The sequence below is a fragment of the Brevibacillus sp. NPDC003359 genome, assembly GCF_042878995.1.
Taxonomy (GTDB): domain Bacteria; phylum Bacillota; class Bacilli; order Brevibacillales; family Brevibacillaceae; genus Brevibacillus.
Genome location: NZ_JBIAOR010000001.1, coordinates 26,033 through 41,410, shown reverse-complemented (window position 1 = coordinate 41,410; position 15,378 = coordinate 26,033). Strand labels below are relative to the sequence as shown.

Here is a 15,378-nt window from a genome sequence, read left to right as displayed (position 1 = left end):
GATAAAACCTCCAAATTTTATAGTTATTTTAAAGTTTATCATTATTTTGATTACTTTCCCACCCGCCGCCATGAAATGAGGTGACGGATGGGCATTTATTTTTTTATAGCTGGGCTTGTTCCGGTAATTTTAGTTGGCCGCTTCTGATAAAGTAATCAAGGACTTTACCAAAAACTTCTTCGTCGATTTCCGGGCATTCAATGTCGTTTTGGCGCAGCATACGAGTCGTTTTATTGCCTACATAGACTACACTTCCTCTGCTTGTGTGGCCGTCTGTGAACAAGTTGCCGAGCGGAGCGGCTGAGTTGGCCTCATTGCCTTTTTCTTTCGTATCTTCTTGCACCGCTTCAATCCACTCATCCATGGTGACTCGTTCCAAAGCAAATCCTCTGTTTTCAATCGCTGAAATCAGGTCTTCGTAATCGGTTGCGTTCGAGTTGAGCAAGTGGAAGTTTTCGCTCAAACTCTGCTCGGTCATGGAGAGATGAACGATTCCTTTACTTGCAAAATCAACTGGCATCATGTCCAGATCCCCGCTCATGTCAGGAGCTTTGCCCAAATCTATAATCCCTGCTGCAATTCTCCACATCAGGTCGTCCTTCTGGCATGCTCCTGTTTCGCTGTCCCCAGTCATCCGTCCGCAACGGTATATCGCCGCTGGAATGCCGCGTTCGCGTGCGAGATTGACGATATGCTCGGCTACCCACTTGCTCTGTGTATAACCGGAAGTGAGGACGCGACTGTTCTCTGGCATGTCCTCTTCGCGGAAGGCCATGGATTCTTCCGTTTCTTCGGATGCAAACGTGAAAATCGTTGAGACGAAATGCACAGGCTTGGTCTTTTTGGCTACAGCAAGGCGGAGGATTTCCTCAGTCCCTTTTACGTTTGCTTTCTTCAGAGCTGCGTACGGATAGACAAAGTTAACTAGAGCACCGTTGTGGTAGAGCACATCCACTTTTTCAGCCAGCTCGGAGTACTGATCGTCGGACAGATTGAGTCGTGGCTGTGCCAAATCACCGATTACAGGAATAATCCGATGCGCCTGCTCCTCATTCCATAACTCGTATAGCTCTAATGTTTTGCGTAGTCGTGCCATTCCTTCCTCTTCGTCAGAAGCTCGAACGAGGCAGTAAATGTCAGCGTCTGTCATCTGTAGGAGATCACGCAACAAGAAAGCACCAAGGAAACCAGTGGCTCCTGTCAACAATGCCGCTTGGAACTGGCTTGGATCACCTACGTACGGATGCTCAGGCTGAATCGCAGGATCGAGTACGACTTCATCCTTGAGATCCTTTGCGTCGATGTCATGGGAAACAGCAGAAAGACCGTGTTTGAGAATTTCCTCGATGGTCTTAGCCATACCCGCAATAGTCGGGGTCTCGAACAGGATTCGCAGCGGTACCTCAAGCTGTAGCTCTTCGCGAATCTTGAAGATAAGCTGGGTAGCGAGCAATGAGTGACCACCAACCTCAAAGAAGTTGTCGTGCACTCCGATTTTGTCCATTTCCAGTACGGCGACCCAGTGTGTATGCAACATGATCTCGACTGGCGTTTGCGGCGCTTTGTATTCGACGCCTGATTCCGAACGGTCGTATTCCGGCTTCGGTAGCGCTTTGCGATCCAGTTTACCGTTTGGCGTCTTCGGTAGGCTCTCCATGATCATAAAGTGTTGCGGGATCATATAGGCTGGAAGCTTGTCGGTCAGGAAGTGGTTCAGGTCATAAGACGTACTTGTGTGATTCGCTTCGAACACGATGTACGCTACCAGACGTTTGTCTCCTTCTCTGTCTTCACGAGCGACCAGCACGACTTCCTTGACATCAGGGTGGCGTCTCAGGACAGATTCGATTTCGCCCAACTCGATGCGGTAGCCGCGGATTTTGACCTGGTAATCAACACGTCCCATAAACTGAAGATTCCCATCTGGCAAGTAGCGTACGAGATCTCCAGTCCGGTACATTCTCTCCCCTGGCTCACGGAACGGATTTTGCACAAAGCGTTCCATGGTCAGATCGGGGCGGTGTAGATAGCCACGTGCTAAGCCTGATCCACTGAGGTACAATTCTCCCGGCACCCCTACTGGAACTGGTTTGCGATGGCTATCCAATACAAATACTTGAGTATTGAACTGCGGTCGTCCGATCAGTGGTTCGATGATGGCTCCTTTTTTCACGATTGAGTGTGTAGAGTAAACGGTGTCCTCTGTCGGTCCGTAGAGATTAAAGACTTTTTCTACGTTTTCAAAGGTATACAATTCCTGCGCCAACTTGTTAGAAAGTGGCTCACCGCATAGGTTCATGACGCGCACCGACGCTGGAATACCTTTCATACGCACAAGCTCCATTGCTGCTGACGGTACGGTATTGATCAGTGTCACCTGATTGGCTGCTGGCAAGGCTGGCAATTGTAATGCATTTTCCGCCATGATAACTTTGCCACCCATGGTCAGTGTTGCGAACATTTCGTAGACAGACAAGTCAAAGCAGATTGACGTGGAGAATAGTACGCCGCTCATCTCCTCTGGAGTGAAAGTGTCGAGTGCCCACGATAGGAAGTAGATGACACTGCGATGTTCGAGTGCTACACCTTTTGGATTGCCTGTAGAACCTGACGTGTAGATGACATAGATCAAATTGTCAGAAGTCGAAAGCTTGGTCGGGTTCTCCTCGCTTTCGTCGGCAACTACTTCCCAATCACTGTCTAGGCAGATCACTTTGGCGTGGTGCTCAGGCAGAGTTGGCAGCAGATTTTCTTGCGTTAATAGGACTGGAACCTGTGAGTGTTCGATGATGTAGGCAATGCGGTCTGCCGGATAGCTTGGGTCGATTGGCACATAGGCGCCGCCTGCTTTCATAATGGCCAAAAGTCCAATAATCATCTCGGTTGTCCGCTGTGCGCAGACACCGACGAGCACTTCGGGTCCTACTCCTTGCTTGCGTAAATAATGAGCCAGCTTGTTCGCTTGTCTGTTCAACTCGCTGTAGGTAATCGTTTGATCTCCTACGATTAGAGCGATGTTGTCCGGGGCTTTCGCCACCATGTCCTCAATCATTTCATAAACGCATTTTTCTTTCGAGTACGGCGCTTCTGTACGATTCCATTCGGTAATTAGTCGTTGTTCCTCTTCCTCACGCATGAGCGGTAGCAAGGTGATTGACTGATCCGGGTTGGCAATGATTTCTTCCAGAAGCTTGTGGAAATGATCAAACATTCGAACGATAGTACTGTGATCAAACAACGCCTTGTTGTACTCCAGGGTAGCGATGAGACCGTCTGATGTCTCCAGCATGGTCACCGTCAAATCGAACTTCGAGGTGACGGCTTCCGCGCCGACGTCAAAGCTGCTTATCTGAATATCATGAACAGGATCTACCTGCATCGGGATGTTTTGCAGAATAAACATCACCTGGAATAGTGGCGAGTAGCTCATGCTACGCTCCAGCTGCAGTTCATCTAACAATTTTTCAAACGGAACGTCTTGGTGTGCATAAGCTCCCAGAGCTGTTTCACGAACGCGTGCAAGCAATTCGCGGAAGCTTGGTTGACCTGACATATCTGTGCGTAAAACGAGTGTATTGATGAAGTAACCGATCAACTGCTCCGTCTCTTGTTTGTTACGTCCCGCAATCGGAGTTCCGACGAGAATATCTTCTTGATTCGTATAGCGGTACAACAGAGTTTGGAAGGCTGCAACCAATGTCATGAAGAGTGTAGTCGTTTCTTTTCCGCTCAGATTACGCAATTCTTCCAAGAGGTCGGCTCCAAACTGAATGGAGAGCTTCTCTCCTTCGTATGTTTGTACAGATGGGCGCGGTCGATCTGTTGGCAGTTGCAGTAATGGTTCGCTGCCCTTGAGTTTTTCTCTCCAGTACTCGAGCTGTCCATCAAGAACCTCTCCACTTAACCATTCACGCTGCCAGACGGCAAAATCTGCATATTGGATCGGCAATTCCGTAAGTGGCGATGCCACTCCTTGACTAAACGCTTTGTAATTGGTCATTAATTCGCTCATCAAAATTCCCATCGACCAACCGTCTGCAGCAATGTGGTGCATCACGAACAGGAACACAAAGTCTTTTTCGTCGAACTGAACCAGATTTGCACGGAGCAACGGACCTTTGGTCAGGTCAAATGGCTCGAGTGTGGCCTGCTCGGCAAGGCGTTTGACTTCCGCTTCCCGTTCAGCAGGGTCCATAGCCCGCAGATCGGTTTGGTTCATTACCCAGTCATCCTGAGGGTGAATCACTTGAACAGGTCGTCCGTCACGAACCTCAAAGCGAGTACGCAAGCTCTCGTGACGCTGTATGATGGCTTTCAAGCTTTTTTCCCAAGCGAATATACTGAGGTCTCCTTGGATACGTAGGAAGGAAGGAATATTGTTGACTGAGCTTCCTTGCGTGAACTGCTCCAGGAACCACAAACGCTGCTGAGTAAATGACAATGGGAGCGGTTCTTTGCGAGATACGTTCACAATCGGTGGAGCCATCTTGATGGATGTTTGCTTGGTGAGAATAACCAGCTGTTCACTAAGCCCTTCGACTGTTGGGTATTCAAACAACGTACGAATTTGCAACTCTACCCCAAAGATTTCCCGCAGGCGTGAAACTGTCTGCGTTGCGAGCAGGGAGTGTCCGCCTAATTCGAAAAAGTTGTCATGTACGCCCACTTTCTCTGTGGAGAGTATTTCAGCAAAGACGTTGGCGACCATTTCTTCCACTGGGGTACGTGGAGCGACATATACAGCTGTAAGCTGGCCCCAATCTGGTGTAGGTAATGCTTTGCGGTCAATTTTTCCGTTGACCGTAAGTCGAATTTCCGGAAGCCACATGAAATGCGACGGAATCATGTACTCGGGAAGTTTCTCTTTGAGCCATAGCTTGATTTCGTCTATGGACGTCTCCTGCTCCAAAGCATTGGTCAGATATGCTACCAATCGTTTGTCACCAGGTCTAGCTTCTCTCGCAATAACGACTGCTTCTTTGATTGCTTCATGTTGTCTCAATGCCTCTGCAATTTCGCCTAACTCGATACGGAACCCACGGATTTTTACCTGATCGTCGACACGACCGATGTAGTCCACGTTGCCATCTGGCAGATAACGAACGAGGTCGCCTGTTCGATAGAGTCGTTCTCCCGGTTGACCGAATGGATTCGGAATAAAACGCTCTGCTGTAAGCTCTGGACGATTCCAATAACCACGCGAAAGACTCTCGCCACCAATGTACAGCTCTCCCGGAACACCGATAGGGACTGGCTGAAGATTTCGATCTAACACGTACAGCTTGGTATTCGGGAATGGACGACCAATAGTCGGGGTATTGTCAGCATCCGTTAAAAGAGCGATGACCGTACCAACTGTTGCTTCCGTCGGTCCGTAGCAGTTATAAAATTTTCGTCCTTTTGCATAGTGGGAAACCAGTTCACGGCTGCATGCGTCTCCTCCCACCTCAAGGCAGACCAGATCGGAATACTCTTCAACAGGTAGTGACGCGAGTACCGAAGATGCCATTGATACCTTGCTGATGCGACGTTCACGAAGGGTGCGAACGAGGTCTGGGCCTGGTAACAGAGACTCACGATCTTCGATGACTAACGTTCCTCCAGAGAGCAGAGCCTGTAGAATCTCAGAAATGGAAACGTCGAAGCCAAATGACGTAAATTGCAGGACACGGCTGGATTCGGATATTTCGAAGTAATTCATGTAAGCCTGCACCATATTCATCACACTGCGATGCTCAACAGCTACCCCTTTAGGCAATCCAGTGGTACCGGATGTGTAGATGACATAGGCGAGATTGGTTGATACTCCATCGCTTTGTGCGTTTTCTACGGACATCTGCTCGTAGAACATATCTTCATCCAGGCAGATGACGTTAGCTTTCGTTTTTGTGAATGGCTCTGCAAGTCTCGCTTGTGTCAGCACGACAGCTGCTTGTGAATCTTCCAGCATGAAGGACATTCTTTCTTCGGGATGAGCTGGATCAACCGGTACATAGGCTGCTCCCGCTTTTAACACACCAAGAATGCCTATGATCATTTCCATGGAGCGCTCCACGCAGATGGCAACAGTCGTATCAGGCTGCACTCCTTGAGCAAGAAGCAGATGCGCTAACTGGTTGGCTCTTTGGTTCAGCTCCGCATAAGTCAAGGCTTGTTTTTTATACTCAAGTGCAATATTTTCTGGAGTTTCCGCGACTTGTTGTTCAAATGCCTGATGGATGCAAAGATCGCGTGGATACTCCTTCTCCGTGCGATTCCAATCGAAGAGTACCTGCTCCCGCTCGATATCATCTATCAACGTCACGTCACTCAGATGCATCTCCGGAGACTTGCTCATAGTGACCATGAGTTGGGTAATTTGGTTCAAGACCCGGTCGATCATCGCGTCATCAAAACGGTTTTGTTCATACTTGAGTTTGATTGCCACTTGCTTGCCTGGTGCTGCCACCAAGGTAAGTGGATAATTAGTTTGTTCGACAGCTGCTACATCGTGAATTTCCAAAGAAACACTGGGCAAAGCTGCATTAGACTCGTCTGTTTCTTGCCCTGCTGCTTGTACAGCCGGATAGTTCTCAAATACGAGTATCGATTCAAACAGTGCAGATCCACGCGGCAGTTCGCTCCATCCTTGGATGTCGAACAGCGGAGTGTATTCATAATGGCGTATCTCTAACTGTCTGTGCTGCAAGTCTCTCAGCCACTCTAGCACGGTCGCGTTCGTCTGCAATGATATCCGAACAGGTAAGGTATTGATGAAGGAGCCTACGATCGTCTCAACATTGGAGAGGTCTGCCGGACGACCTGAACCTGTCGCACCAAAAATTACTTCCTCTTCCCCGCTGTAGCTTCCCAGAATCCAGCCCCACGCCCCTTGTACCAAGGTATTGAGTGTTAACTGACGTTCGCGTACGAATTTTTGCAAGTGCTCGCTTGTTTCTTCTGACATGAGGATGCTCTTCTCTTCGTATTGCTTCGGTCCCGCGGTGACTACTGTTTTGCTCATTCCCAAGGTGGTTGGTTCGTAGAAGCCTTTTAGTTGGTTTACCCAGAATCGCTTGGCTTCCTGCATATCCTGACGTTTCAACCAAGCAATGTACTGGGAAAACGGCTGAGGATGTCCAAGCTTAACTTCTTGTCCTTCGCTGATCGAGGCATAATAGGCAAACAGTTCATTAAGTACCAAAGGAACGCTCCAGCCATCAAGTAGAACGTGATGGAAGCTCCAAACGAAGCGATAGCTTTCTTCTCCTGTTCGGAAAACAACCCATCGTGACAAAGGTGCATGTGTAATATCGAAGCTTCGTCTACGGTCTTCCTCTAGAAAAGCGGTAAACATCTCATCCTGTACATCCGTATGCAGATGGCGCCAATCTTCCTGACGGAGAGATACGTTTACCTCTTTGCGGACAATTTGGTGTGATTGATTCAAACCTTCCCAGATGAAGTACGTTCTTAGAATGGAATGGCGGTCCATAACTTTTTGCCATGCTTGCTCTAATACCGGCACATTCAGGTTTTTGAAATTAATGGCAAATTGGACAACGTAATCCCCGCTGTCGTGTGCATATAGCGAGTGGAACAGCATCCCCTGTTGGAGCGGAGAAAGTGTATAGATATCCTCGATATGTCGGTCAGAACCGATGTGTTTGTCGATGCTCTTCTGATCCAATACAGCCAGAGGGAAATCGGATGGTGAGTAACCGCCAGCTTCTTCTGTTGCACAATGGGCAATAATCTCACGAAGCGCATCCATAAAGTCCTTTGCGACTGCTGTAATCGTGCTCTCTTGATGAATCTTCTCACTGTATCGCCAAGTCACATGCAGTTGTTCCCCTGCAACGACACTATTCACGTCGATCAGGTGGTGTCGTTGAGCGGCCGGGCTAAGGTTGGAACCGCTGGACTCAGGTGCCCAGCCAAATAAGGAATCGCCATCGACAATCTGATCGATTTTGCCCATGTAGTTGAACAGCACTTGTGCTTGAATGTGGGAAATTTCATCGACAATATTCTGATCCGCATGGAGGTAACGAAGAACGCCGTAACCAAGCCCTTTGTTTGGGATCGCACGCAGTTCTTCTTTGGTCGTCAAAAGTGCTTTTCCTACGGAGAATGTTTCGTCCCATTGAAGGTGCACCGGATACATGCTGGTGAACCAGCCGATGGTACGGGACAGATCGATTCTCTCTGACAATTCTTCACGGCCATGCCCTTCTACGTTTACGAACACAGATCGATTACCCGTCCACCGAGTAAGTGACTTCGCCAAAGCGCTTAGCAGGACGTCATTGATCTGAGTGCGGTATGCCTGCGGTACGTTTTGCAGTAGTGCTTTGGTTTCTTCGCTGGTCAATGTAGCGCTGACGGACTTTGTAGTTGCTTCTGTATTTTCCCCATCATCTGTCACGTCCACAGGTAGTTGTGCTGAATCGACGGAGGATTTGGTCATCCAGTATCTTTTTTCGTTTTGCAAAGCATCTGAATTCGCGTAGCGCTCCAGTTCATCCGCCCATTCTTTGTAGGATGTAGTTTTCGCTGGTAGTTTCACCTCTTGCCCTGCGGCAATTTGTTGGTAGGCGTTTTGCAAGTCTTCGAGAATGATGCGCCACGATACCCCGTCTATGACTAAGTGATGGGCGACGATCAACAAACGATTGGGTTTGTCTTGACCCAAATAGAAATAAATGGACTGAACCACATGCCCTTCAAACAAATTCAGACTTGCCTGCGTCTCATCTGCAATCTTTTCGATGGCCTTGAATTGTTCATCTGGTGTAAGGTGGGACAGATTTTCAATCCGGAATGGAATCGCATCACTTGGCGCATCCATCTCTTGCTTCCAGCCGAACTCTGTCTGTGTATAGCGCATGCGTAAAGCATCGTGCTGAAAGAGTAAGTGCCCTACCGCTTGTTTCAGTGCTTCCTGATCAATGCCTGCCTGGATGGAGAGTAGCACGGATTGATTCCAGTGATGTCTGTTCTCCAACGGAAGCTGGAAGAACCACTTCTGAATCGGCAAGAGTGGCAATTCGCCGATAATAGGACCTTGTTCAGCAAGGATCTCTTCTTTTTCCTCTACGACCTCTGCTAATTCAGCGATCGTTTGGTATTCGAATAATTGCTTCGGAGTGAGCCTTAGACCAGATTGATTGGCACGTGACACAATCTGGATACTGAGAATCGAATCACCACCCAGCTCGAAGAAATTATCGTGTATACCAATTTGGTCAATACCGAGAACTTCTTTCCATATAGCGGCAAGGTGTTGCTCCTTCTCCGTAGTCGGTGACACAAATTCCCCTTCCAACTCAGGACGATTGAAATCAGGTGCAGGCAAATTTTTACGATCTACCTTTCCGTTTGGTGTGAGCGGCAGATAATCTAACGGGATGAAAAACGCAGGAACCATGTAATCAGGCAGTACTTCCTTTAGTGCTTTGCGAATGTCACTTGTGGCAATCTCCGTGTCCTCTTCTAAAACCAGATAGGAAGCAAGACGCTTCGTTCCTTGATGATCCGTGCAGACAGTGACCACTGCTTCTTTTACCGCAGGGTGAGCGAGAATGGCTGTTTCTACTTCCCCCAATTCGACACGGAATCCACGAATACTCGTCTGATCATCTGCACGACCGATGAACTCAATGTTGCTGTCCGCCAGGTAGCGCACCAAATCCCCTGTACGGTAGAGACGTGCTCCTTCTATTTCACTAAAAGGATGAGTGACAAAGCGCTCTTGTGTCAGTTCAGGACGGTTCAGATAGCCACGCGCCAAGGAACTTCCTCCAATGTATAGCTCACCAGTGACTCCTACGGGAACAGGCTGCATACGCGCATCGAGAATATAGACTTGCACGTTGTTAATAGGACGTCCAATGGATGGTGCAAAGCTTTGTCCTGCCCCTATCGGAACGATACCAGCTGTTGCAACGACTGCGTTTTCGGTTGGACCGTATTGGTTCACCAGGGTAAACGGCAGTTTCGCACTTGGATAGTGATGGAGCTTGTCTCCTCCTGTCAGCATGTAACGAAGCTTGGTATGGCTCGGCCAATCCAGAGCCAGCAAACTCTCTGTTAAAGGCGTCGGCAAAAAGCTGATGGTGATCTCAGAATGGATGAGCCAATCACGGAGTTTTTCCGGTACGAGACGGATTTCCTCTTCTGGCAAATAAAGTGTGGATCCTTTTGTTAAATAAGGCCAAATTTCCCATACAGATGCATCAAATGCCGTCCCAGAGATCTGCGATGCTCGATCTACGGACGTGACATTATATACTCGTTGATGCCAAGAAATTAGATTGAGAAGCGCGGCGTGCTCGATCTCAACCCCTTTTGGAGTACCTGTCGAACCAGATGTGTAGATGACATAAGCAAGCTGGTTCGTCGTAGTCAAGTTCATTGGAATCGTCGTACTTTCTTGGGCGATCGACTCCCAGTCTGAGTCTAGGCAAATCAATTGGCTCGTACCCGCAGGGAGTTTTTCTGCGAGTCTGGCTTGTGTAAGTACAATCGACATACCTGCATCCTGCATCATGAAGGCGAGACGATCCTTGGGATACGCTGGGTCCATTGGTACGTAGGCACCGCCAGCTTTCATAATAGCCAATTGACCGATCAGCATCTCGATAGAGCGCTCAACGCAGATCCCTACCAGATTTTCCTGACCGATTCCCTGTTTCTGCAGATAATGCGCCAGTTGATTCGCTTTGGCATTCAATTCCGCATAGGTAATGGATTGGTCGCGTGTGAGAATAGCCAGCTGGTTGGGCATTTCATGAGCGACCTGATCCACCAGTTCATGCACGCAATGATCCTTGGAGTAGGCAACTACGGTGTTGTTCCATTCAGATACTACCTGCTGCTGCTCCGTTTCTCCCATCAGTTGTAAAGCGGTGATGGCTTGATTTGCGTTGGCAGCAACGGCTTTGAGCAGTTGGGTAAAGTGTTCGATCATTCGTTCTACTGTATTCTGATTAAATAGAGATGTGTTGTACTCGAATGTAGCGGACAGACCGTCTGCCGTCTCTGCCATCGTCAAAGTGAGATCAAACTTGGTTGTCTCTACCTGTTGACTACCTTTTGGTGGCAAAATGCGAATCCCGTCAAGTGCTTCTACCTGAACCGGAATATTTTGCAGAACGAACATCACTTGGAACAATGGTGAGTAACTGAGACTGCGCTCTAATTGCAGCTCGTCTACGAGCTTTTCAAAGGGTAGATCTTGATGGGAATAGGCTCCCAAGGCTGTTTCCCGCACACGGCTAAGTACCTCTCTGAAGCTAGGGTCGCCAGACAAATCTGTTCGCATCGCCAATGTGTTGATGAAAAATCCAATTAATCCTTCTGTCTCTTGGTGACTGCGTCCTGCTACAGGAGTACCGACGAGGATGTCGTCTTGTCCTGTATATCGATACAGAAATACTTCGAATGCTGCGAGCAACGTCATAAACAACGTCGTACCTTCGCGTTTGCTCAAGGAAAGCAGATTCGTCATCAATTCTTTGTCAAACATCAGTGTGATGCTGTTTCCTTCATAGGACTGAACAGCAGGACGGGGACGATCTGTCGGCAAGTCGAGAAGCGGTTCTGCTCCACCCAGCTTTGCACGCCAGTAGGACAGTTGTTTTTCCAATACGTCTCCTGTAAGCCATTCGCGCTGCCATGCCGCATAATCTGCGTATTGTATAGGCAGGTTGGTAAGTTGCGGTACTTCTGATTTGCTAAATGCCTGATAGCAGGTAAATAATTCGCTGATTAAAACACCCGCTGACCAACCATCGGCGATGATATGGTGTACGTTCAGCAGGAAGATGAAATCCTGCTCTCCTGTTTGAATAATCGTCGCACGCATGAGCGGTCCTGTGACGAGGTCAAACGGCTTGTTCGCATCTTCTTTGGTCAAGCGTTGTCCTTCGTCGTCTCGTCTATCATCTGGCAGCTCTCGTATATCCATTCTGCTCAGTTTCCAATCAAACTCTGGATGAATCACCTGAACAGCTTCCCCGTTGATGTCGGAGAACGTTGTACGCAAGCTCTCGTGACGGCAAATAATCATCTGCAAACTTTGCTCCAGCGCTTCAATGTTAAGCTCTCCTTGCAAACGAATGGCAGTTGGAATGTTGTAGAGCGCACTGTTTGGCATCAAGCGGTCAAAGAACCATAAGCGCTGCTGTGCAAACGAAAGCGGCAAATGTCGATCACGTGAAACTGGTACGAGCGGAATGCTCGGGAGTCCAGATTTGTCCTCGTTCATGGATACTATCAATTCGCTGAGTCTGTTGACTGTCGAATATTCGAATAAGGCACGGAGCGGTAACTCTACGCTAAACGCTTCTTTTAAGCGGGAGATGGTTTGCGTAGCCAAAAGAGAATGGCCTCCAAGCTCAAAGAAATCGTCGTAGCTACCGACTCGTTCTACCGAGAGAACCTGCGACCAGATGTTGGCTACCAGCTCCTCTGTAGGAGTACGGGGGGCAACATAATTACGCTGCGTGGAAAGTTGTCCCCAATCTGGTACTGGTAGTGCTCGTCGGTCTACTTTTCCATTAACCGTGAGCGGAATAGTCTCTAGCCATACAAAGCCTGCTGGTATCATGTATTCAGGCAACGATTCTTTCAGGAAAAGAGCGAGTTCCTCGGCGGTTGGCTTGTCTCCCGTTGCTACCAGATAAGCGGCCAAGCGTTTGCCTCCCGCTTTTTCTTCACGGACGATGACCACAACTTCATGGACGGCAGGATGCTGTCTGAGCGAATTTTCAATTTCTCCCAATTCAATGCGGTAACCACGAATTTTGACTTGATCATCCATACGTCCAAGGAATTCGAGGTTGCCGTCTTGCAGATAGCGAACAAGGTCGCCCGTCCGATAGAGTAGCTCTCCTTCTTTGCCGAACGGATGAGTGATAAAGCGCTCTACTGTTTGTTCTGTACGATTCCAGTAGCCGCGAGCCAAGCCTTTTCCTCCGATATACAGTTCACCTGGTACGCCGATAGGCACGGGCTGCATATTTGCATCCAGAACGTACATCGTCGCGTTGGCGATTGGTCGACCGATAGGCGGATTGCTCATTCCAGCATGGCAACGCATCATAGTGGAGCAGACCGTTGCTTCCGTTGGACCGTAGCAGTTGAAGAACTGGCGATTCGCCGCATAGCGTGCCACAAGTTCACGGCTCGGAGCTTCTCCGCCTACAATCAAGGTGCTTAGGTCAGGCAGGTCAGCATCAGGCAGTGCTGCCAGTACGGAAGAAACCATGGATACGGTGGTAATGCGTTGTTCTTGCAAAACTTGGATCAGCTCAGGGCCTGGCAAAAGGGACTCTCGATCCTCGATGACCAGCGTCGCACCAGCGAGTATGGCCATCACAATCTCCGACACCGATACGTCGAAGCTAAACGAGGTAAATTGCAGAACACGACTGGTTGGCTGAATATCAAAAGCATTGATCAAGGCATGAGCCATATTTATCACACTGTGGTGCTCAACCATTACCCCTTTTGGCTGTCCTGTTGAGCCAGACGTATAGATTACGTAGGCAAGGTTATGGTCTGTGACCTTGCAAGCAACGTTGGCGATAGGTTCATTCGTTACATGATTGCTGTCTATACAAATGACATTTGCCTGTGTTGCTGGCAAGATGTCCATGAGAGACTGCTGGGTCAGCACAACATTTGTCTGTGAATCCTCGATCATATAGGCGATGCGCTCTTGCGGGTAAGCCGGGTCAATCGGTACGTAGGCAGCTCCCGATTTTAAAACACCGAGTATACCGATGATCATCTCAGGAGAACGCTTTACGCATATGCCTACGAGTGTATCCGGTTTTACCCCTTTACTTACGAGCTGATGGGCCAGTTGGTTTGCTCGCTCGTTTAATTCCTTGTAGGTTAGCTCTATGTTTTTATAAGTAACTGCAATCGCATCTGATGATTTCTCCACTTGTTGTTCAAACGCCTGATGAATGCACAGGCCGCTCGGATATTCCTCCGCCGTCTGGTTCCACTGAACGAGAACCTGTTCACGTTCGTTTTCGCTGATCATAGAAAGGTCGGCAATCCGTTGCTTGGCGTTTTTAGCGATAGAGATTAGTAGTGAATGAAGCTGATCAAGAACTCGCTCAATAGATGGAAGCTCAAACTGACTTTCATCAAATTTGACTTTGATGTCGATTGTTTTTCCTGACGCCGCAACCAGAGTAAATGGATAATTGGTTTGCTCCTCGGAATGTACATCTATGATCGAAAGCTCACTCTCTCCACTACCGCCGCTAGAATTACCGACAGGCGTATTTTCAAAAACGAGAATGCTCTCAAATAGGGATTGTCCACGCGGCAAGTCGCTCCAGCCTTGGATTTCCACTAGTGGGGTATATTCGTACTGGCGGAAGTCGGCTTGCTGTTGTTGCAGAGATTTGAGCCAATTGATTACGCTCTCCTCCGCTTTTACCTGCACGCGGACAGGGAGTGTATTAATAAACAGACCAATCATCGTCTCGACTCCAGGCAAATCGGCAGGACGTCCGGATACCGTAGCGCCGAAAATAATGTCATCCTGTCCACTGTAGCGATTCAACAGCAGTGCCCATGCGCCTTGCACAATCGTGTTGACCGTCAGGCGATGTTGACGAGCCAATGTCTGTAATGATTTGGAGATTGCCTCGGAAACGGTCAGATCTAGCTCCCGATAATTTTTCTGATCAAGATACGGATTTTTATAAGCTCGACCGAATGAAAGTGGAGTGGTTTCCGTAAAGCCTTGTAGATACGTGCGCCAAAACGCCTCCGCTTGCTTCAAGTCCTGCTTTTTCAGCCAGACGATGTAGTCACGGTAAGATTTAACCGGAGGAAGTTGTACAGGCTGCCCATTGCATAGCATGTTGTACGCAGCAAATACTTCCCCGAAGACTAGCGGCATACTCCATCCATCTATCAGCACGTGGTGCAAGGTCCACGAAAAATGAAAGGTATTACTACTCAAATGGAACAGATTTAATCTCATCAACGGCGCTTCTTCGATATTGAAACCACGTTTGCGATCATCTTTGGTAAAGGCATGTAGAAACGCTTCTTGTTCGGAGGAGGAAAGATGAATAATGTCATGTTCCACCAGGGAAACCTTCAGCTCTTTCAAGACAACCTGGACGTATTCTTTTACTTTACCGCCAATAAACCTGGTGCGAAAAATAGCGTGTCTGTCTACTAGGCATTGCCATGCCTGTTCGAATAACGGAATATTCAAGGGACCTTGCAGCTTCAAGCCCATCTGTACGATATAGGCTCCAGACTCTGGTTCCAGCAAGCTGTGGAAAATGAGTCCCTGCTGCAAAGGAGTAACGGGATAATACGTTTCAATGTTATTCATCTTCTCCTGCCCACTCCCAT

The 15,378-nt window shown here is 48.5% G+C and carries 1 protein-coding gene; it reads right to left on the bottom strand.

All coding sequences use genetic code 11. The features are described 5' to 3' along the window. Nucleotides 1-103: 103 nt before the first annotated feature. Nucleotides 104-15,358 carry a linear gramicidin non-ribosomal peptide synthetase LgrD gene (gene lgrD, locus ACFYU8_RS00015; protein ID WP_390297140.1) on the bottom strand — a complete coding sequence of 5,085 codons (15,255 nt, stop codon included), beginning with the start codon at nt 15,356-15,358 and terminating at the stop codon, nt 104-106. Between the last annotated feature and the right edge of the window lie 20 nt (nt 15,359-15,378).

Bases quoted from the DNA above. Each gene is read 5' to 3' on its own strand.
- lgrD (WP_390297140.1), bottom strand. From the start codon at position 15,358: ATGAATAACATTGAAACGTATTATCCCGTTACTCCTTTGCAGCAGGGA.